Source organism: Enterobacteriaceae endosymbiont of Macroplea mutica, assembly GCF_012571345.1.
Lineage (GTDB): Bacteria > Pseudomonadota > Gammaproteobacteria > Enterobacterales > Enterobacteriaceae.
This window is the reverse complement of the sequence record NZ_CP046218.1, coordinates 251,067-273,314: the sequence shown is the minus strand read 5'-3', so window position 1 is coordinate 273,314 and position 22,248 is coordinate 251,067. Positions and strand designations below refer to the sequence as shown.

Genomic DNA, 22,248 nt, shown 5'->3' with positions numbered 1-22,248 from the left:
TTTATATAACAAAATATTTTTATAGGTTATTTAATATACTGCCTATATTAAAAATATGTTTATTTTTAATAAAATTTGCAAAAGTAATCATATCCATTTTTCTTTTATTACTTGGTTGTATCATTTTAACATTTAGAACGCCATCGGATGTATTAATTTGCATTCCATATTTATTAATAGATAAAATACATCCATAAGGATGCATTATTTTATTAGTATATAAAATAACTTCTGATGTTAATATTTTATATCTTTCATTATAAGCTAGAAAATARGCTCCTGGAGAAGGATTAAAAGCACGGATCATGCAATTTATTTTCTGTGCTGACCACGACCAATTAATCTTACATTCTATTTTTTTTATTTTAGCAGCATAAGTAATCTTAATATAGGCATTTTGTTGTATTATCGAAGATATTTTTTCTCTATTTTTAATTTTATTTAAAATATATATCAATCCATTAATACCATAAGTAGATAATTTATTATATAATAAACCACAATTATCATCATCATGAATACGATAGACATATTGATACATAATATCACCATGATCTAATAACGAATCCATTTTAATAATAGTAATACCTGTATAATGATCGTTAGCTAATAATGCTCTTTGTATTGGTGCCGCGCCTCGCCAGCGTGGTAACAAGGATGCATGCACATTCAAACAAAATATACGTGGTATATCAAGTATGTCTTGAGAAATAATTATACCATAATCCACAACAATAATAACATCACACCTGTATTTTTTTATACTTTTAATAAATATTAAATTATTTGGTTCTAAAGTTTGTAAAACATCAATGCTATTTTCTAGTGCTATTGTTATTACTGGGTTCTGAGTTATACGATATCCTTTTTTGGCACAAACATTAGGTTTAGTAATAACACAAGAAATATTATATTTCATTAATAATTTTTGTAAGTGCATAGATGCGAATAATGAAGTCCCCATAAAGATAATATTCATTTTATATTTTTTTTATGCGTTTTTTATATATTTTATCATAAATACGTTTATATTTTAAATTGGATAAATAATCAATAAATAAAATACCATTTAAATGATCTATTTCATGTTGCATACATGATGATAATATGTGTTGTGCTTTCATAATAATAGTTTGATGTGTTAATGTTGTGAATTTTATTTGTATCGTTTTATATCTTAAAATATTATGTCTTTCTTGTGGTATTGATAAACAACCTTCTAAACTATTCATTTGTTCATTACTATGTGATATAATACTCGGATTAATACAAACTAATGGATTATTTTGTGATGATGTTATATCTACTACTATAATACGTTTATGTATACCAATTTGAGTAGCTGCTAATCCTATACCACCAGATGCATACATAAGATCTAACATTTTAATACTTAAATGTTTAGTATCAAGATTAATATCCTGTATGCATTGTGCTATTAGTCTTAATTTATTATCAGGGAAATATAATAACTTCATTTATATGATCATTTATATTATATATATTAAGTATATTTTATTATACATCGTTTATATTATTTATATAATATATTATTGTTAACTATTTTATAACTAAATGAAATTTATACAATTCTGTATAGAATATTATTGAATTTTGTTGGTTTATCATATTTTTATAATATAATTTATAAAAAATATGTCATGATTTGCTAATTTCAATGTTGTTGCAAATAAATATTTGTACATGAATATATTTAGTATATAAAATTTGTTATTATAAGTATAAGTTTGATAATAAAATGTAATTGTATGTATTTCTAAATAATACTTATATATTTATCATATTAATAAGTATGTTATACAGAATTAGAAAAATTATTTAAATATTGTTAAAAAATATTAAATATTTTGTATATTAAGGTTAAAATATATGAAACAATTAGCTGTTTTTGGTAATCCAGTTCATCATAGCAAATCACCTATAATACATAAATTATTTGCACAACAATTAAATATTAAACAAAATTATCAAAAAATTTATGTACCTCTAAACAATTTTAATGATATTATTTTTCATTTTTTTAAAAATGGTGGTTATGGTGCCAATATTACAGTACCATTTAAACAACATGCTTATCACATATGTGATATTCTAACAAAAAGAGCACAAAAATGTGGTGTAGTTAATACATTAAAAATGATATCATCAAAAATTTTAGGTGATAATACTGATGGCATTGGTTTATATACTGACTTAATTAATCAACGGTTTTTACATCCTAACAGTAATATTCTTATATTAGGCGCTGGAGGAGCTGTAAAAGGTATTTTAGAATTATTATTACAAAATAATCATTTTATTACAATAGTCAATAGAAATTATCTAAATGCTTGTAATCTTGTGAAAAATTTTCATAATAGGAAACAATTATCTTGTATAAAACAAGAAGATTTACCAAATATATATTTGAATAATAAAAAATATGATTTAATTATTAATGCAACATCTACTAGTATGAAAAATAAACTTTTTCATTTACCTAAGAATATTATTCATTCTGATATTTTCTGTTATGATCTTTTTTATAGTACTAAATTAACAACATTTTTACAATGGTGTAATATTAATGGTGCAAAAAATATATCTGATGGTATCGGCATGTTAATAGAACAAGCAGCACATTCTTTCTATTTATGGCATGGTGTTATGCCGTTAACAACAGATATCATAAAAACATTCAAACAAATATATATTAATAATGGATAAAATTATGACTTACAAATTACCTATTTTAAATTATAATTATGATGCTTTAGAACCGTTTTTTGATTATAAAACTATGAAAATACACCATACTAAACATCATCAGAATTATATTAATAATACGAATATATTAGTACAAAATAATAATATAACACATGTTACAATTAAAAAATTATTATCTTCAATACATACTTATCATTTAAGCACACGACAACAAACATTATTATATAATAATGCTGGTGGGCATGCTAATCATAGTTTTTTTTGGAAAATTTTAAAAAAGAACACTAAAATGAATGATATTATAACTAAAACATTAGTAAATAATTTTGGTAGTGTTATTTTTTTCCAAAAAACATTCGAACAACAAGCATTAAACGTATTTGGTTCAGGATGGATATGGTTAATTAAACAAAATAATACATTACAAATTACAACTACTATGAATCAAAATAATCCTTGGATGCATATCGAAAATAACATTTTAGGTGAACCTATATTAGCATTAGATCTATGGGAACATGCATATTATTTAAAATATCAAAATAATCGTAATTTGTATATTCAATCTTTTTGGCATGTAATTAATTGGGATAAAGTAACAGAACTTTTCCTCAAAAAAAATTCATAACATAATATGATATACTTTATTATGAAATTGATAAAGTATATCATTATAAGTTCAAATAATATATTTCAGAATTTTTATTTTATAGAGAAAACATCATGCATGAGTATGCACTTGAAATTAAAAATTTAAATAAAATTTATTTAAATCAATATCAAGCTTTAAAAACATTTAATCTAAGTATTATAAAAGGTGATTTTTATGCTTTATTAGGTCCAAATGGTGCTGGTAAAACAACGTTAATAGGCATTATAAGTTCTTTAATAGATAAAACTTCCGGTACAGTACAAATTTTTGGTTATGATATTATTAATGATATGTTTCAAGCTAAAAAAAAAATTGGTTTAGTACCACAAGAATTTAATTTTAATCCTTTTGAAACTGTTATGCAAATTTTAATTAATCAAGCAGGATACTATGGTGTTACTAAAAAAACGGCATATACTAAAATATGTAAATATTTAAAAATGTTAAATTTATGGGAAAAAAGAAATACAAGAGCACAAAAGTTATCTGGTGGTATGAAACGTTGTTTAATGATTATTAGAGCGCTAATACATAATCCTTCTTTGTTAATTTTAGATGAACCTACTGCAGGCATTGATATTGAATTAAGACATTATTTGTGGGATTTTTTTAAGCAAATTAATGAATACGGTATAACTATTATTTTAACTACACATTATTTAGAAGAAGCAGAATTATTATGTCGTAATATAGGCATTATTAATCATGGTATTTTAATAGAAAATTGTTCAATTAAAAATTTGTTTCAAAAATTAAAATTTGAAATATTTATTATTTCTTATAATAGTAATACATTACAACAACCTAACATTATTGGTTATAAACATAAATTTATTAATACTTCTTCAGTAGAAATTATAGTGATAAAAGAACAAGGGTTAAATAATGTATTTCAACAATTTATAAAACAAAATATTAATATAATTAGTATTCAAAATAAATATAGTAGGCTAGAAACATTTTTCATAAATTCGACTCAATAATTCATTTTATCAAAGGATTAAATATGATATATACTAATTTAGTAGCACTAAAAACAATATGGATTAAAGAAATTAATCGTTTTCGTCGTATCTGGATACAAACACTGGTACCACCTATTATTACAATATCATTATATTTTATAGTATTTGGTAATTTAATGAGTAAACATATAAAATCATTTAGTAGTTTTAGTTATATCCAGTTTATTGTACCAGGATTAATTATTATGAGTGTTATTAATAATGCATATGCTAATGTTTCTGCTTCATTTTTTAGTGCAAAATTTCAACATAATATAGAAGAATTACTTATAGCACCAGTATCTACCCATATCATTATTTTAGGATATATTGGAGGCGGCATTATCCGTAGTATAACTATTTGTATCATTTTAATGTGTATTTCTATGTTTTTTATTACATTAAAAATATATTCATGGATTTTATTTATTATAATTCTTTTATTAACAGCGATGTTATTTGCTTTATTAGGTTTATTAAATGCAATATTAGCTAAAAATTTTGATGATATTAATTTTATACCAACATTTATTTTAACGCCTTTAACTTACTTAGGTGGAGTATTTTATTCTAATAATATTTTGCCTGTATTCTGGCAAAAAGTATCAAGTATAAATCCAATTTTTTATATTGTTTCTGGATTTAGATATAGTTTTTTAGGTATTAATGTGAAATCTATATGGATCACAATGAGTATGTTAATACATTTTATTATATTAATATATCTTATGTGTTATAAATTAATAAATAAAAGAAAAAATTTGAAAATATAAAAAATATTTTTACTGATTATGTTACAGATCATGTTATGTATAAATATTTTTTTTAGAGCTTACCTTTATTTATTTAATAGTATATTGAATTATTCTATCATTTGTTTCTCTCTAATTTCAGATAATGTTTTACAATCAATACATAAATTAGCTGTTGGTCTAGCTTCTAATCTTTTTATACCGATTTCTACTGCACAAATATCACAATAACCAAAATTATTAGTATTTAATTTATTTAAAGTATGTTCAATTTGCTTAATAAGTATTTGTTCTCTTTCTTGATTACGTAATGTTAAATTTAGTTCTTCTTCTTGGACAGCACGATCTATAAGATCTGGATAATTAGATGTTTTATTTTTTATATATTTAATAGTTGATTTTTTGTTACTTTTTAATTTATAACACCATGATTGTAATATTTGTTTAAAATGTAATAATTGTTTATGATTCATATATTTTTCATGAGGCTGCAATTTGTAAGGTTGTACGCCAGCAATAGATAAAATATTTAATGATGATAATGTACATTTTTTATTCATAAAAAGATTCCATAATTACATATATAAGATATAATAAAAATATTAACGCATGATTTAGTTTAACAGAACTATAGTTTTAAAAACATGTTTTTTTAAACATTCACATAACTTATTTATATTATTAAAATTACAATATAAAGTAATGATATTAAAATTATAGATAGTCATTATATTTAAATATATAAATTATATTTTATATAAAATTATATATGTGATTTAACTTGTAATATGATTATTAATCATATAAAATTGTTTGTAAATGGCAAAGCATATTCTTAATAAGATTTAAATGTATTCTTATACTTAAAATATTTTAAATATCCATGATTTTTTTATTTAAAGGATTATTATTTAATATGAATAATACTGCTATAATTAATTTAACAAATATAAATTTTAAAACAAAAATTAATCTTAATATGTTTGTTTTAGTAGATTTTTGGGCAGACTGGTGCAATCCATGTAAAATGTTTTCTTCTGTATTTATAGCAGTGCAACCACATTATGATAATGTTCTGTTTGCTAAATTAAATATTGAAAAATATCCACAAATCGCAAAAAAATATAATATTCGGAGCATACCAACGATTTGCTTATTTAAACAAGGTAAATTAATTGATAATATGGTTGGTGCAATACAACAACAACAATTACAAGATTTTTTAAATAAATATACAACATAATATAAAATATAATATTGTATTACTAGTAATAGAGTAACATCTTGTTTTACAATTAGGAGGATATTATCATGATACATTAATTTATATTTATATTAATTTAAGTTTGAACATACATACTAATATATGTTTTATTTATTATTTTATAAAAATAAKAAATATGTTATTTTACAAGCAACCTTCAAGAATCATTCAAAATTAAGACCTCACCATTATGAATCTTACCGAATTAAAAAAAAAAACAATATCTGAATTAATAAAATTAGGTGAAAGTATTGATTTGGCTAATTTAGCTAGAATGCGCAAACAAGATATTATTTTTACTATATTAAAACAACATTCCAAAATTGGCGAAGATATTTTTGGTGATGGAATATTAGAAATATTACAAGATGGATTTGGGTTTTTGCGTTCTTCTGATAGTTCTTATTTAGCAGGTCCAGATGATATATATGTTTCTCCTAGTCAAATTAGACGTTTTAATTTACGCACAGGCGATACTATTTCAGGGAAAATACGTCCTCCAAAAGAAGGAGAAAGGTATTTCGCATTATTAAAAGTAAATACAGTTAATTTTGATAGACCAGAAAATGCAAGAAATAAAATTTTATTTGAAAATTTAACACCATTACATGCTAATAATCGTTTAAGTATGGAAAGAGGTAATGGTTCTACTGAAGATTTAACATCACGTGTTTTAGATTTAGCTTCTCCAATTGGTAGAGGACAACGAGGATTAATTGTAGCCCCTCCTAAAGCAGGTAAAACAATGTTATTACAAAATATAGCACAAAGTATTGCATATAATCATCCTGATTGTATATTAATAGTATTATTAATTGATGAACGTCCTGAAGAAGTAACAGAAATGCAGAGATTAGTCAAAGGTGAAGTTATTGCATCAACTTTTGATGAACCATCTCTGAGACATGTTCAGGTAGCAGAAATGGTGATTGAAAAGGCTAAAAGATTAGTAGAACATAAAACTGATGTTATTATTTTATTAGATTCTATTACACGTTTAGCACGTGCTTATAATACTGTGGCTCCTGCTTCAGGTAAAGTTTTAACAGGTGGTGTAGATGCAAATGCATTGCATAGACCAAAACGTTTTTTCGGTGCTGCTAGAAATGTAGAAGAAGGAGGTAGTTTAACGATTATTGCTACTGCATTAATTGATACCGGTTCTAAAATGGATGATGTTATTTATGAGGAATTTAAAGGAACAGGTAATATGGAATTACATTTATCTCGCAAAATTGCTGAAAAAAGAGTATTTCCAGCAATTGATTATAATAGATCTGGAACCAGAAAAGAAGAACTATTAAGTTCTGCTGAAGAATTACAAAAAATGTGGATTTTAAGAAAAATTATACATCCAATGAGTGAAATAGATGCAATGGAGTTTTTAATTAATAAATTATCAATGACTAAAACTAATAATGATTTTTTCCATATGATGAAAAGATCATAATTTATTTATAAAAATAAATATGTTTTTTACAACATATATATTTTATATATATTAATATATATGTTGTAAAATATTTACTAGTATTTTTTTACAAAAAATATGTAAATATTTCTAGACTTGGACATAAATTTTTTGTTAATATAACTTTATTATGTGCACCCGTAGCTCAGTAGGATAGAGTGCTGTTTTCCGAAAGCAGTGGACTCAGGTTCAATTCCTGTCGGGTGTAAGTGAATTTTATGTTTATAGAAATGTTATAGAACAGTTTATTATGGTGGCTATAGCTCAGGTGGTAGAGCACTGGATTGTGGTTCCAGTTGTCATGGGTTCAAATCCCATTAGCCACCCAAAATGACTATAAATACTATGATTATTATATTCGGTGAGTAGCGCAGTTTGGTAGCGCAACTGGTTTGGGACCAGTGGGTCAGAGGTTCAAATCCTCTCTCGCCGATTAAAAATATAATTTTATTTATTAAAGTATATTTTTGTATAAAGATATATTATGTTTTATAATATATTTTTTTATATCATTAACTGTTAAGACAACCATATTATTTTTTTTAGCAAATTTTATCGTGTCATATATATCTGCCATTGTACCATTTAAATTTGTTAATTCACATAAAATACCCATAGGTTTTTTATGTGCTATTTTTAATAAATCAATAGTAGCTTCTGTATGTCCAGATCTTGTTAAAACACCGCCAGATAAGGCCCTTAAAGGAAAGACATGTCCTGGACGATGTAAATCTGTGGGTTTAGCATTGTATGCCGTTGCTGTTTTAATAGTAGTATATCTATCTTTAGCAGATACTCCTGTAGTAACTCCTTTCGCAGCTTCAATGGTTACTGTAAAACCTGTTTGATATTTACTAGTATTATTTTGTACCATCATAGGTAACTCAAGTTTTTTACGCAAATTTTCTGTGATACATAAACAAATAATACCACTACTATAACGAATCGTAAAAGCTATTTGTGGTATGGAAATAGTTTCAGCAGCAAAAATAATATCACTCTCATTTTCTCTATGTTGATCATCCATGATTATAATTCCTTGTTTATTATTTAAACTATAGATAGCATTATTCATTCTAATAAAATTATTTCCAAAATAATGATCTAATATTTTTTTTCGTGTCATAAAATTAATTAAATATATATTTTATATGCATAATAATTAATATATTAATATCTAATGCATACTTATAGTATATTTTTTTAGTTCTTAAAAAATATTTTGTAGAATATTTTTAAAATAAATAATTTTTAATAAAAAATAATAATAAAATGATTATATATATATTATATTTTTATCAAATTCAAAAATTTGAGCTTAATAGTTATATTATATATTATAATTATTATGATAAGTTTTAATATTCATGGAGAATATCATGAAAACATATTTAGTAGGTGGCGCTGTCCGAGATTTACTTTTAAATTTAAAAGTTACGGATCGTGATTGGCTAGTTGTAGGTTCTAATATTAATAAAATGATAAAATTAGGTTATAAATTAGTTGGTAAAGATTTTCCAGTATTTTTACATCCACAAACACATGAAGAATATGCTTTAGCACGTACAGAACGTAAAATTGGTCATGGTTATACAGGTTTTTCTTATAAAACTGAACAAGTTACTTTGGAAGAAGATTTATTGCGTAGAGATTTAACTATTAATGCTATAGCGCAAGACGAATTAGGACATTTTCATGATCCATTTAATGGYATTTGTGATATTAAAAAAAAAATTTTGAAACATATTTCAGTATCGTTTCAAGATGATCCTTTAAGAATATTACGTGTAGCGCGATTTGCAGCTAAATTTGCACATTTAAAATTCTATATTCATCATAGTACATTAGATATGATGAAAAATATGTGTAATTCTGGAGAATTATTATATTTAACTCCTGAACGTATTTGGAAAGAAACAGCTAATGCATTAAAAACATTAAATCCGCATGTATATTTTCAAGTTTTACGTAAATGTGGTGCTTTATCTATTTTATTTCCTGAAATTGACATATTATATGGAATACCAGCACCAAAAAAATGGCATCCTGAAATAGATACCGGCATACATACTATGTTGACTTTAAAAATTATATCACAATTAACAACAGATATTGCAGTACGTTTTGCATCTTTATGTCATGATATTGGCAAAGGGGTAACACCTAAAAATTTATGGCCAAGTCATTATGGACATAATGAATTAGGCGTTCCTATCATTAAAAAATTGTGTAATCGTCTAAAAGTACCCAATCATATTAAAACATTATCTGTTTTAGCTGTTAAAACACATGATTTATTACATAATATTCATAAACATTCACCTAAAACTATATTAGATATATATAATGTAATTGATGCTTGGCGTAAACCCCAAAGAGTTCAACAAATTGCCTTAATTAGCGAATCAGATGCCAGAGGCCGTAAAAAATGTGAAAATATTAATTATATACAGGGTAAATACTTTATAAAAATTTATCAATATTTATGTCAAATGAATATCCAAAAAATTATTTTACAAAATAATATTTTTTTACACAAAGGTTGTGATATTAAAAATATTATATATAATCAAAGATTACAATTATTAAAAAAATTTTTACAAAAAGAATAAAATATTATATATAATTTATATATATAATTAATAAGATTATTAATCGATAAATAACAAAATATAACCATGATATATTATTAATTAAAAATAAAGATATTTTAATAGTTAATAAACTAGTAATAAAGGATAGGAATAAACTTTCACATAATAGTAATATATTATTAATATTAAGTAATGCGTAATTTTTATACAAATCTAAACAACTTGCTCCTAAAATTACTGGAATGGCCATAATAAAGCATAATTTAGTTGCTAAAGTGCGTTTTATACCTAATATTAAATTAATAGACAACACAGAACCAGATCGAGAAAAACCTGGTATTAAAGATAAACATTGTATTAAACCAATAATATATAATTTTTGATAATTTATCTTATTAAAAGAACATATAATATTGTTTTTGGGTTTAAAAATTTCTGCTATGCATATTAATATACTGCCTATCAATAAACCATAAATTACATTTTTAATATTTGTTATATGTTTAATATATTTGTATAATAATAAGCCACATATTACAATTGGTGATGTGACAATAATAATATGTATTAAATTAAATTTTTTTTTCAAAATAATGTTATATTCAAGAGTATTTTTAAAAATATCTATAATATTTGTTCTGTAAAATATACATGTTGCTATAATCGATCCTAATTGTATAACAGTAATAAAAAGTTTAAAAAAATTATTACATGATATATGGAATAATTTTGACAATATAATAATATGTGCTGTAGAAGATATAGGTAAAAATTCTGTTAAACCTTGCATAATACTTAAAAAAATGATCTTATGAAACTTATATTGCATTAACATATATAATTTTCCTATAAATATTTTTTATTTAATAATGTCATGAAGAGTTAATTTGGGATTAATAATAATACTAGAAGTTTGATACTGGTTTTGTTTTGCAATTTTTTGCATACCAACATATGCTATCATAGCTGCATTATCTATACAATAATTGATTTTACTCATAAATAATTGCATTTTATGTAATGCTAATTTGTTGTAAAAATATTTTCTTAAAGTATGATTAGAACTAACACCACCTGCTATAACCAGTTGAGATATATTATATTTTTTAAGTGCATAAAAACTTTTTATAAATAATGTTTCTATGACCGCTTCTTCAAAAGCATAAGCAATATTAGCTTTCGTTTGGGTGTTATGTATGTTATTAGTATCTATAAATTTTTTTACTGCGGTTTTAATACCGGAAAAACTAAAATTAAAATTATTTTTATCACTTGTCATAGGTCTTGGAAATTTTATTTGGCATGGGATACCTAATTTAGCAATCTTACTAAGATATTTACCACCTATATATTGTAATTTTAAAAATTTAGAAACTTTATCATATACTTCACCAATAGCATCATCAATATTAGTTCCAATAATTTTATACTTACTCAATTGATATGCATATATCAATTGAGTATGTCCACCTGAAATTAATAATCCTAAAAATGGATATGATGGTTTTTTTTTTGATAACATTATAGATAATAAATGTCCTTCCATATGATTAATAGGTATAATAGGAATATTTAAAGAAAATGCCAATGCATGACCAATAGTTGCGCCAACTATTAAAGAATTTATTAAACCAGGACCACAAGTATAAGCAATACCACCTATATCCTGTAATTTTTTATTAGTTTTTTTTAAAACTTTGTTAATTACAGTAATAATGTTTTTTAAATGATACCTTGCTGCTATTTCAGGTATAATGCCACCATATTTGTTATGTATTTTTTGTATTTTAATATGATTACATAAAATACCGTTATAATTATCATATATAGCTATTGCTGTATCATCACAAGAAGTTTCTATGCCTAGAATTAACATAATATTTTTCGAGTTTTTAYGTATATAATATAACAAAAAACATATACATAATATATAATTAGTATTATATATTATTTGATGAGTAAAAATTATATGCCAGTTATTAAAGTACGTGAAAATGAACCATTTGATTTAGCTTTAAGAAGATTTAAACGTTCTTGTGAAAAAGCAGGAATTTTAGCAGAAGTACGTCGTAGAGAATTTTATGAAAAACCTACTACAATTAGAAAACGATCTAAAGCTTCTGCTATTAAAAGACATATGAAAAAAATTTCTAGAGAAAAATTAAAACGAACACGTTTATTTTAGTAAAAATATAATTGATCTTATATCATAATTTATCAATGTCAATATATTATTATAAATAATACATATTATGAAATATTTTTCCCGTGATCTTATAAATTATGTATTAGATAAAGCTAATATTGTATTTTTTATTAAAAATAAAATTAAATTATATAAAAAAGGACAAAATTTTTTTGGTCTTTGTCCTTTTCATTTAGAAAAAAATCCTTCGTTTGTTGTTAATGAAATAAAAAAATTATATCATTGTTTTGGTTGTGGTGCTCATGGCAATATTATTGATTTTGTTATGCATTATGATAATTTATCATTTATACAAAGTATTACATTAATTATAGAGTTTTTTAATCTTACTATTATTAGCGGTACGAAAAATATAACAACTAATAAAAATTTTATACAAAAAAATTTGTTATATAAATATATAATATATATGCATCAATATTATAAGCATGTTTTATATACTTRCAGYGAAGGCAAAATAGCTTATCAGTATCTCTTACAAAGAGGATACAATAATAGTATTATACAATATTTTTCTATTGGTTATTCGTCTAGTACAATACATCAAAAAATTTTGTTAAATACAACATTATTAAAGATTTTACAATATAAATTGAAAATAATAAATTTACATACGTTAACTAAAAAACATTATGATATTTTTCATAATCGTATTATTTTTCCTATAAAAAATTTACAAGGTTATATTGTAGGTTTTGGTGGACGTATTATACAACAAAATAACATGCCAAAATATATTAATTCTTCTGATAGTATTATTTTCCATAAAAAACATGAATTATATGGTTTGTATGAAACCATACAAAATAACAAACATATAAAACATATATTAGTAGTTGAAGGTTATACTGATGTTATCAGTTTATTTCAATTTAATATTAAATATGTTGTGGCAGTATTAGGTGCACATATTAGTAGTGTACATATTAAAAAATTGTTTTGTGTAACAAATATGATTATTTATTGTTATGATGGTGATGCTGCTGGCATGAAAGCACATTGGAAGTCATTAAAGAACAGTTTAACCCATATGGTACATGGCAAAAGTATTGGTTTTATGATTTTACCTAATAATGAAGATCCAGATAGTTTAATACGGAAAGAAGGTACAATTTTATTTGAAAAACGTATTAATAACATTTTATTATTTTCAGATTTTTTTTTTCAAATATTATTATCCAAAATTAATATTAATACTTGTGAAGGTAAAACTAAATTAAGTTATATAGCATTATCTTTAATCCGAATGATTCCCGATTATTTATTTCAGATAAATTTAGTTAAACAATTAGGTAATAAAATTGGCCTAATGAATATATTAGATATTTATCAAAATCATATGCAAAGTAATCATATTTATAATATTCAAAAAAATAATAATTTTTTTAAAAAAACTACTATACGTTTACTAATTAGTCTGTTAATACAAAATCCACAATTATCTTGTTTAGTTCCTAAAATACATGTATATCTTACTACTAAAGTACATGGTTTGCCATTTTTAATTAATTTAATTCAATTTTGTAATAATAAAAATATTACTACTATACAAATTATAGAAAAATATAGATTTACTAAATTTAAACAACACCTTGAAATACTTGCCTTATGGAATCATATGATCCCTAATAAACAAATAAAATGTTTTTTTATGCAATTGATATATAAATTGAAAATTCAAATTTTAGAAGATAGACAAAATTATTTAATATCTCTAGAACGTATTATAGGATTAAATATAGATGAAAAAAAAGAATTATGGTTTTTAACTAAAAGACTAGCTAAAAAATAATATTTTTAATAAAATTTATATGTAGTATATATAAAATATTTTTTTTAATAAAACTATTACATAGAATCATAATTAACATATATTTTTATATTTATATTGAAAAATGAAATTTTGTTTATTTTATAAATATACAAAATAATTTCATTAATAAAAATTTAATAATTAAAGATTTAATTTGAAATATTATAAAGAAGATAAAATACATGACTATTAAAATAATACAAGAATCGCTTGAAGAAGATTTTATTTTAAATCAAGAACATATTCCAGAAGAAATAACACAACAAGTTTTATCAAATAACAATGATAATGATTTAGGAAAAACAACAGATCCTGTACGTATATATATGCGTGAAATGGGTACAGTATCATTATTAACTAGAACAGATGAAATCGATATTGCAAAAAAAATAGAAGCCGGAATGTATCAAATTCAATGTGCTATGGCAGAATATCCTAATACTATCATGCATATATTACATCAATATGATTTAATAGAGTCTGGGGAAAAAAAGCTTTCTGATATTATCTATGGTTTTACACATGCTACACAACAACAGGATAATTTAAATAATAATAGATTTTTATCATCATCTGAACATGGTTTATTAACAAATAATGATCATCATATTGATCCTATATTAGCTAAAAAAAAATTTGTATTATTACGTAATCAATTTAACAAAACATATAATTTAATATGCAATAAGGGATATTATCATAAAAAAACATTAATTGAAAAAAATAATCTTATTAACGTTTTTATACAATTTAGATTAATTTCTAAAGAATTTTATTTTTTAGTTAATAATATTCGTAAATTAATATTTTATATCAAAAAACAAGAAAATAAAATTATAAATTTTTTTATTAAACATTATAATATTACTAAAAAACAATTTTTGTTTTTTTATAAAAATCATGAATCTAATGAAAAATATATTTTTTCTAAACTACAAGCATGTAAATTATGTCAACAACATTTTAATCATTTTACGTACGAAAAATTATATAAAATTTTTTTAACATTAAAAAAAATTGAAAAAAAAACAAAATTAACTATAGCACAAATAAAAAATATTTATCAAAAAATACATATAGGTGAAATAAAAGCACAAAAAGCTAAAAAAGAAATGGTCGAAGCAAATTTAAGACTAGTCATTTCTATTGCTAAAAAATATACAAATAGAGGATTGCAATTTTTAGACTTAATCCAAGAAGGTAATATTGGTTTAATGAAAGCTGTAGATAAATTTGAATATAAAAGAGGATATAAATTTTCTACTTATGCTACTTGGTGGATTAGACAAGCCATTACAAGATCTATCGCTGATCAAGCTAGAACTATACGTATACCAGTACATATGATTGAAACAATAAATAAACTAAATCGAATATCAAGAAAAATTTTGCAAGAAATCGGCAGAGAACCCACTCCAGAAGAATTATCAGAATATCTAATGATTCCTGAAGAAAAAATTCGAAAAGTATTAAAAATTGCTAAAGAACCAATTTCTATGGAAACACCTATTGGTGATGATGAAGATTCACATTTAGGAGATTTTATTGAAGATAATACGTCTAAATTACCATTAGAATCTGCCACTTCTGAAAGTTTGCGTATAGCTACATATAATATTTTATCTAGTTTAACACCTCGAGAAGCTAAAGTATTAAGAATGAGATTTGGTATAGATATGAATACAGATCATACATTAGAAGAAGTGGGTAAACAATTTGATGTTACAAGAGAAAGAATACGACAAATAGAAGCTAAAGCATTACGGAAATTAAGACATCCTAGCCGTTCCGATATTTTAAAAAGTTTTTTAGATGAATAAAACAAATTATGTATTTAAATATTTGGGTATCAATATCATTTAAATATATATTATTTTCTATTTGAGAAATATATTTTTTCTTCTTGTCTTAATGTTAAAATTTTATAACCATTTTTAGTTACTAGTATAGTATGTTCATACTGTGCAGAAAAAGATTTGTCTTGAGTTTTTACCGTCCAACCATCATTTGCTACATATACATCTTTACTGCCTATATTAACCATAGGTTCTATTGTAAAAATCATACCTTCTTGTAAAATAATACCATAATCATAAGCATTATAATGCAATACTTGTGGTTCTTCATGAAAATTTTTCCCAATACCATGACCACAATAATTACGAACTACAGAAAAATTTTCATTTTCTACATATTGTTGTATTGTTTTACCAATTAAATATAATCTTAATCCTGGTTTTACAATTTTTATTGCTTTATATAAACTATTTTGTGTAACGTGACATAATTTTCGTAATTGTGATGAAATATTATTACCAACATAAAACATTTTAGAAGTATCACCATAATATCCATTGTATAATATTGTAACATCAATATTTATAATATCACCATTACATAAAATTTCTTTTTGATTAGGTATGCCATGGCAAACAACATTATTACGAGAAATACATACTGATTTAGGATATCCTTTATATCCTAAAGTTGCAGGTTTAGCTTTTTGCACATTTATTATATAATCATGACATATGCAATTAAGTTGTTCTGTACTAATACCTGGTATAATATATAAATCAATCATTTCTAGTACTTCAGTTGCTAATTTACAAGATTGTATAATTTTATTTATTTCTTTAGTTGTTTTAATTGAAATATTCATAGTTATTGTTTAAGTATTAATACCCATTATTTGTTTATATGTTTTAATAAAAAAATACTGTATATACAATATTTTACAAATGTAAATATGTATTTATTAGAATACTAAGTTACTATATAATAATAAATATATAAATACTTATTTTAAGGAAAATAACAATGTCTTTGACTATTAAAGAAATGTTTAAGGTAGGAGTTCATTTTGGACACCAAACACGTTATTGGAATCCTAAAATGAAAAAATTTATTTTTAGTCATGTTAAAAAAATACATATTATTAATTTAGATAAAACATTAATTAATTTTAATAAAGCATTATTAGAATTAAAAAAAATTAACCAACGTAAAGGCAAAATTTTATTTGTTGGAACTAAAAAATCTGCATCTATTTTAATAAAAAAAACTGCACAAAGTTGTAACCAATTTTTTGTTAATCATCGTTGGCTAGGAGGAATGTTAACTAATTGGAAAACAGTAAAACAATCTATTAAAAGATTAAAAGATCTTGAAATACAGAGTAAAAATGGTACATTTAATCAATTAACAAAAAAAGAAGCTTTAATACGTAATAAAATGTTATTAAAATTAGAAAAAAGTTTAGGTGGTATTAAAAATATGGGAGGTTTACCAGATGCTATTTTTATTATTGATGCTAATCATGAAAAAATAGCTATAAAAGAAGCTAAAAAATTAAATATTCCTATATTTGCTATTGTTGATACTAATACCAATCCAGATAATATTAATTATGTTATTCCAGGTAATGATGATGCAGTAAGAGCGATCAAATTATATTTATTAAATGTTACAAAAATATTAACCATGCAAAAAACATCACATTTAACAATAAAAAATAATAATATTGTACAGCATGCAATATGATCTTGAGAAAATAACATAATGAAAATTACAGTTACACAAATTCAAAAATTACGTACTCTTACAGGAATTGGTATTATCGAATGTAAACAAGCTTTATTACAAACTAATGGCAACATTACATTAGCAGTAGACTATATAAGAAAAAATTTAAAATTAAGTATTTTAAATGGTATTAATCAAACAACTACTGCAGGTTTTATTACTGGATTAATTACAAAAGATCTGGGTATTTTATTAGAAATTAATTGTCAAACAGATTTTGTAGCTCGTAATACACATTTATATAATTTTGCTAATGATATTTTACAATATGTCAAAAAATATCCAAATACTAATATTATAAAAATACGTAATGTATTCAATGAAAAATTATTATATTTAATTAATATTATCAAAGAGAATATTATTATTGCACAATTAAAAATCATTCAAGGAGTTTTTATTGGATCGTATATACATCATAATAAATGTATAGGTGTAATATTACAATCTAATTTAGATAATACATCTATTATGAAAAAAATTGCTATGCATATAGCCGTTTTAAAACCTCGTTATATTTCTAAAGATGAAATACCTCAAAACATCATAGATAAAGAATATCAAATACAAAAAAGTCTTGTCCATGATTTAAATAAACCAAAAATAATTCTCAATAAAATAATTAATGGGCGTATGGATAAGTTTATTAATAATATTACATTAAATAATCAATCTTTTTTACTAGATACAACAAAATTAGTTACAAATTATTTAAAAGAAAATAATATGGTGATTACAAAGTTTTTATATTTAGAATTAGGATTAAACACTAAAATAGATTAATAGATAAATAATAAAAATATGAATCTTAAAAAAAAAATAATTTATAATAGAATAATATTAAAAATAAGTGGTGATTTTTTACAAAAAAATAATTATTTAGATGCTAATAATGATTTAATAAATAATTTTATTACAGTAATTAAAAATATTATACCATTAGGTGTGCAAATTGGTATTGTCATCGGCGGAGGTAGTATATTTAAAGGCAAAAAACTTGCAATACATAATAATATTAAAACAGTCTTAGGAGACCATATTGGTATATTATCAACTATTATTAACGGATTATTATTATGTTCTCAAATGAATTTGCATAATATTCATACCGTAATTATGTCTGCTGTAGCTATAAAAAATATTTGTGATGAATATAACATTATTAAAGCATTACATTTAATTAAAAATAATCACATTATTATTTTTGTTGGCGGTCTTGGTTGTCCTGCATTTACTACTGATACAGCAGCATGTTTAAGAGGAATAGAATTAGAAGCTGATGCTATTTTTAAAATTACTAAAGTTAATGGAGTATTTTCACAAGATCCTATTAAATTTCCTAATGCTAAATTTTATAAAAAAATAGATTATAATTTTGTTTTATATAGACAATTAAACATTATGGATCATACTTCTATCATTTTATCACGAGATGCAAATATACCTATACATATTCTAAATATTAATAAAATAAATTTTTTACAACAAATTATTACTGGGTATAGTAGCAAAGGAAATACAATAGGTACACTAATTACAAATATATAAAATTTTTGTATATATGGAAAAACACAATTTGGAAAATGTAAATATGTATAATGATATTATAAAAAATAATGAACAAAGTATGCAACAATGTTTTAATAACTTTAAAAATAAGATTAATATAATGTCTATGAATAGAATTTCACCTAAATTATTAGAACATGTTATGGTAACTACTATATATAATAAAACAATACCTATACATCATATAGCAACTATAATAGTACAAAATATTAATACATTAAAAGTAACCCCATTTGATAAAAAAACCATTAAAAATATTGAAAAAGCTATTTTAACTGCAAACTTAGATGTTCATACGAAAATTATAAATTTAAGTATCTATATTACTATGCCAATTATTACTGAAACACGGAAAATAAAACTACTACAAAGAATTAAAACAGAAACTGAATTATTTCGTATTTGTATACGTACTATTCGCAGAAAAACAAATAATAAAATTAAATTATATTTAAAAAATAAAGAAATTAGTGAAAATGTAGAAAAAAAATTTCAACATATCATTCAAAAACATACAGCACATTATATAACATGTATATCTAATTATTTAAAACAAAAAGAAAAAGATATATTACAATATTAAATATTATTTATGTTATTTAATTTAATTTTTAAATAGGATAAATTATATGAAATACCTAACTATATTGGGTTCTACTGGATATTTTGGACGTAATATTTTGTCTGTAATATTAACTAATCCTAATTTATATAAAATTAAAGTTTTAGTAGCAAAACATAATGTTGAATTAATGATTAAACAGTGTATATTATTTAATCCAGATTATGCTATTATGTATAAAAAAAGTCATGCTATAATTTTACATAATAATTTAAAAAATATTGGCATTAAAACAAAAATTTTATTTGGCAAACGTAAAATAATAGAGATTACAGCTTTAGATGATGTTGATCAAATTATTATTACTATTAAAAGTCTTATTGGACTTTTATATATAAAAGAGGCAATTAAATCTAGCAAAGTAGTTTTATTAACTAGTATAGAATTATTAATAATAATACATAGTCTTTTAATTAAAGACATATATAGATTTAAAGCAAAAATTTTACCGATTAATAATAGTCATAGTGCAATTTATGAGCTCATGCCGAATAGTATACAAAAACAAATAGGTATATGTAATTTATATAAAAATGATATTAATAGTATTATTTTAATTGGTTCTGGAGGGTTATTTTTATATTTACCTATAGAAAAATTTAAATATATTGATATTAAATCTTGTATAACAACATCTTGTTTAAATTATAAAAATATGATTAATATGTCTACTATGATATCACAAGGTTTTGAATATATTGCTACTAAATATCTATTTAATGCACAAAAAGAACAAATAGAAATTATTATTAATCCAGAATCTATTATTGCAGCAATGGTACGTTTAAAAAATAATAGTGTTAATGCTAAATTAAATTATCCTAATATACAAGTTACTATTGCTAGTATGTTAGAATGGCCATATAAAATTAATGCTGATAATAAACCAGTAAATTTTTATGATATACAGTCCTTAACTTTTTTAAAACCAGATCTAATTAAATATCCATGTTTAAAATTAGCAATAGAAGCTAGCTATGCAGGATTATCAGCATTTATTATCTTAAATGCAGTTAATGATATTACTACTGAATTATGTTTAAAGAAAAAAATATCATTTATAGATATTGCTCATATAAATAGTATTATTTTAGATAAATTATCTTTTAATAAGCCTAAAAATATCTATGAAGTATTGTGGATAGATAATTATGTACGTCAATATACTCATTATTTCATAAAAAAAAAAAAATATAGTAATATATATAAAATGAACATTAAGTATTAATAATTTCAATTATATGAATATGCAAGCAATAAATATTTTAAATAAAAAAAAGTGTCCTAAACATATTGCGATTATTATGGATGGGAATAGGCGTTGGGCATGGAAACAAGGCAAAAAAGGTATTATAGGGCATAAAGCTGGTGTTAATGTAGTAAAAACAATTATTCATTCATGTATAAAATACAAGTTGAAAGTTTTAACATTATATGCTTTTAGCAGTGAAAACTGGAAACGTTCACCTTCAGAAATAATATGTATTATGAAATTATTCCAATATATTTTAAATAACGAAATTAATAATTTTATTAAATATAAAATTAAAATTAATGTTATTGGTAACAAAACAATATTAGATACTGATTTACAAAAATCCATTATAAGAGCAGAAAAATTAACTAAACATAATAGTGTACTAATAGTAAATTTAGCAATAAATTATGGTGGTAAAAGTGATATTATTTATGGTATTAAAAACATTATTAAACAAGTATATAAAAAAAAAATTACCATACAAGATATTACTGAGAAAACTTTTACAAAATATTTAGCATTACATGATGTACCACCAATAGATTTAGTTATACGTACAGGAGGAAATATACGTATTAGTAATTTTCTTATATGGCAAATTGCTTATGCAGAATTATATTTTACTAATATATTATGGCCTGATTTTAATGAAAAATGTTTTTTACATGCACTTAAAAATTATTCTCAAAGACAACGTCGTTTTGGTGGTAATAGAGCTATATAATATTAAT

Annotated in this window: 22 protein-coding genes, 3 tRNA genes and 1 pseudogene; 19 read left to right on the top strand and 7 right to left on the bottom strand. The window is 22.7% G+C overall.

Translation table 11 applies throughout. The features are described 5' to 3' along the window. Window positions 1–19 precede the first annotated feature (19 nt). Window positions 20–979: a methionyl-tRNA formyltransferase gene (fmt, locus tag GJT87_RS01270; protein ID WP_168895614.1), complete on the bottom strand. Its 960-nt coding sequence runs from the start codon at window positions 977–979 to the stop codon at window positions 20–22. Between the two features lies 1 nt (window position 980). Next, a complete protein-coding gene (def, locus tag GJT87_RS01265) occupies window positions 981–1,478 on the bottom strand; it encodes a peptide deformylase (protein ID WP_168895613.1) in 498 nt (165 codons plus the stop codon). A gap of 412 nt (window positions 1,479–1,890) precedes the next feature. On the opposite strand from def, the gene aroE reads away from it, so the two are divergent. The 4 genes from aroE to GJT87_RS01245 all read left to right on the top strand — a co-directional run bounded on the left by aroE (window position 1,891) and on the right by GJT87_RS01245 (window position 5,156). Beyond that, window positions 1,891–2,727, top strand: coding sequence for a shikimate dehydrogenase (gene aroE, locus GJT87_RS01260; protein WP_168895612.1), 837 nt, complete (start codon window positions 1,891–1,893; stop codon window positions 2,725–2,727). Between the two features lie 4 nt (window positions 2,728–2,731). After that, the gene (locus tag GJT87_RS01255; protein ID WP_168895611.1) at window positions 2,732–3,355 is read left to right on the top strand and encodes a Fe-Mn family superoxide dismutase; all 624 of its coding nucleotides are present in this window, start codon (window positions 2,732–2,734) and stop codon (window positions 3,353–3,355) included. Window positions 3,356–3,450: 95 nt separating this feature from the next. Continuing rightward, a complete protein-coding gene (locus GJT87_RS01250) occupies window positions 3,451–4,362 on the top strand; it encodes an ABC transporter ATP-binding protein (protein WP_168895610.1) in 912 nt (303 codons plus the stop codon). Window positions 4,363–4,385: 23 nt separating this feature from the next. Next, window positions 4,386–5,156, top strand: a complete 771-nt coding sequence (locus GJT87_RS01245; RefSeq protein WP_168895609.1) for an ABC transporter permease — start codon at window positions 4,386–4,388, stop codon at window positions 5,154–5,156. A gap of 89 nt (window positions 5,157–5,245) precedes the next feature. Here the strand turns inward: GJT87_RS01245 and dksA are convergent, their stop codons facing one another. Further along, window positions 5,246–5,695 carry an RNA polymerase-binding protein DksA gene (gene dksA, locus GJT87_RS01240; protein ID WP_168895608.1) on the bottom strand — a complete coding sequence of 150 codons (450 nt, stop codon included), beginning with the start codon at window positions 5,693–5,695 and terminating at the stop codon, window positions 5,246–5,248. Between the two features lie 356 nt (window positions 5,696–6,051). Here dksA and trxA point away from each other — a divergent pair, with 356 nt between their 5' ends. The 5 genes from trxA (at window position 6,052) to GJT87_RS01215 (ending at window position 8,303) form a co-directional block, all read left to right on the top strand. Then, window positions 6,052–6,378 (top strand): thioredoxin, encoded by a 327-nt coding sequence (trxA, locus tag GJT87_RS01235; protein WP_168895607.1) that lies wholly within the window; start codon window positions 6,052–6,054, stop codon window positions 6,376–6,378. A 211-nt stretch (window positions 6,379–6,589) separates the two neighbouring features. After that, on the top strand, window positions 6,590–7,849 hold the full coding sequence (gene rho / locus GJT87_RS01230; protein WP_168895606.1) for a transcription termination factor Rho: 1,260 nt from the start codon (window positions 6,590–6,592) through the stop codon (window positions 7,847–7,849). Window positions 7,850–8,004: 155 nt separating this feature from the next. After that, window positions 8,005–8,078, top strand: a tRNA-Arg gene (locus tag GJT87_RS01225). 45 nt (window positions 8,079–8,123) lie between these two features. Next, window positions 8,124–8,196, top strand: a tRNA-His gene (locus GJT87_RS01220). Between the two features lie 33 nt (window positions 8,197–8,229). Beyond that, window positions 8,230–8,303, top strand: a tRNA-Pro gene (locus tag GJT87_RS01215). Window positions 8,304–8,324: 21 nt separating this feature from the next. Here GJT87_RS01215 and ribB read toward each other — a convergent pair. Beyond that, window positions 8,325–8,996, bottom strand: a complete 672-nt coding sequence (gene ribB / locus GJT87_RS01210) for a 3,4-dihydroxy-2-butanone-4-phosphate synthase (protein ID WP_168895605.1) — start codon at window positions 8,994–8,996, stop codon at window positions 8,325–8,327. A 253-nt stretch (window positions 8,997–9,249) separates the two neighbouring features. Between ribB and GJT87_RS01205 the strand changes: the two genes are divergently transcribed. After that, window positions 9,250–10,482, top strand: a complete 1,233-nt coding sequence (locus GJT87_RS01205; protein WP_168895604.1) for a multifunctional CCA addition/repair protein — start codon at window positions 9,250–9,252, stop codon at window positions 10,480–10,482. A gap of 4 nt (window positions 10,483–10,486) precedes the next feature. Here the strand turns inward: GJT87_RS01205 and GJT87_RS01200 are convergent, their stop codons facing one another. Together GJT87_RS01200 and tsaD are read right to left on the bottom strand one after the other, a co-directional pair. Beyond that, entirely contained in the window at window positions 10,487–11,299 is an 813-nt protein-coding gene (locus tag GJT87_RS01200; protein WP_168895603.1) for an undecaprenyl-diphosphate phosphatase, read from the bottom strand. A 24-nt stretch (window positions 11,300–11,323) separates the two neighbouring features. Next, complete coding sequence (gene tsaD, locus GJT87_RS01195; RefSeq protein ID WP_168895602.1) at window positions 11,324–12,340, bottom strand: tRNA (adenosine(37)-N6)-threonylcarbamoyltransferase complex transferase subunit TsaD; 1,017 nt, start codon at window positions 12,338–12,340, stop codon at window positions 11,324–11,326. A gap of 93 nt (window positions 12,341–12,433) precedes the next feature. On the opposite strand from tsaD, the gene rpsU reads away from it, so the two are divergent. The 3 genes and pseudogenes from rpsU to rpoD form a co-directional block, all read left to right on the top strand. Next, complete coding sequence (rpsU, locus tag GJT87_RS01190; RefSeq protein WP_168895601.1) at window positions 12,434–12,649, top strand: 30S ribosomal protein S21; 216 nt, start codon at window positions 12,434–12,436, stop codon at window positions 12,647–12,649. Window positions 12,650–12,716: 67 nt separating this feature from the next. Further along, window positions 12,717–14,462, top strand: coding sequence for a DNA primase (gene dnaG / locus GJT87_RS01185; protein ID WP_168895600.1), 1,746 nt, complete (start codon window positions 12,717–12,719; stop codon window positions 14,460–14,462). Window positions 14,463–14,641: 179 nt separating this feature from the next. Next, a pseudogene (rpoD, locus tag GJT87_RS01180) lies at window positions 14,642–16,303 on the top strand (RNA polymerase sigma factor RpoD); the annotation flags it as partial. A gap of 50 nt (window positions 16,304–16,353) precedes the next feature. Here the strand turns inward: rpoD and map are convergent. After that, the gene (gene map / locus GJT87_RS01175; protein ID WP_168895599.1) at window positions 16,354–17,145 is read right to left on the bottom strand and encodes a type I methionyl aminopeptidase; all 792 of its coding nucleotides are present in this window, start codon (window positions 17,143–17,145) and stop codon (window positions 16,354–16,356) included. A 158-nt stretch (window positions 17,146–17,303) separates the two neighbouring features. On the opposite strand from map, the gene rpsB reads away from it, so the two are divergent. Genes rpsB through uppS form a run of 6 tightly spaced genes read left to right on the top strand, consistent with a single transcriptional unit; the run spans window position 17,304 to window position 22,241 of the window. After that, on the top strand, window positions 17,304–18,026 hold the full coding sequence (gene rpsB, locus GJT87_RS01170) for a 30S ribosomal protein S2 (RefSeq protein ID WP_168895598.1): 723 nt from the start codon (window positions 17,304–17,306) through the stop codon (window positions 18,024–18,026). 18 nt (window positions 18,027–18,044) lie between these two features. Next, window positions 18,045–18,851, top strand: a complete 807-nt coding sequence (gene tsf, locus GJT87_RS01165) for a translation elongation factor Ts (RefSeq protein ID WP_168895597.1) — start codon at window positions 18,045–18,047, stop codon at window positions 18,849–18,851. 18 nt (window positions 18,852–18,869) lie between these two features. Next, on the top strand, window positions 18,870–19,616 hold the full coding sequence (gene pyrH, locus GJT87_RS01160; protein WP_168895596.1) for a UMP kinase: 747 nt from the start codon (window positions 18,870–18,872) through the stop codon (window positions 19,614–19,616). 43 nt (window positions 19,617–19,659) lie between these two features. Continuing rightward, entirely contained in the window at window positions 19,660–20,220 is a 561-nt protein-coding gene (locus tag GJT87_RS01155; RefSeq protein WP_168895595.1) for a ribosome-recycling factor, read from the top strand. Between the two features lie 46 nt (window positions 20,221–20,266). After that, window positions 20,267–21,487 carry a 1-deoxy-D-xylulose-5-phosphate reductoisomerase gene (locus GJT87_RS01150; protein ID WP_168895594.1) on the top strand — a complete coding sequence of 407 codons (1,221 nt, stop codon included), beginning with the start codon at window positions 20,267–20,269 and terminating at the stop codon, window positions 21,485–21,487. A 13-nt stretch (window positions 21,488–21,500) separates the two neighbouring features. After that, entirely contained in the window at window positions 21,501–22,241 is a 741-nt protein-coding gene (gene uppS, locus GJT87_RS01145) for a polyprenyl diphosphate synthase (RefSeq protein WP_211080589.1), read from the top strand. Window positions 22,242–22,248: the final 7 nt, after the last annotated feature.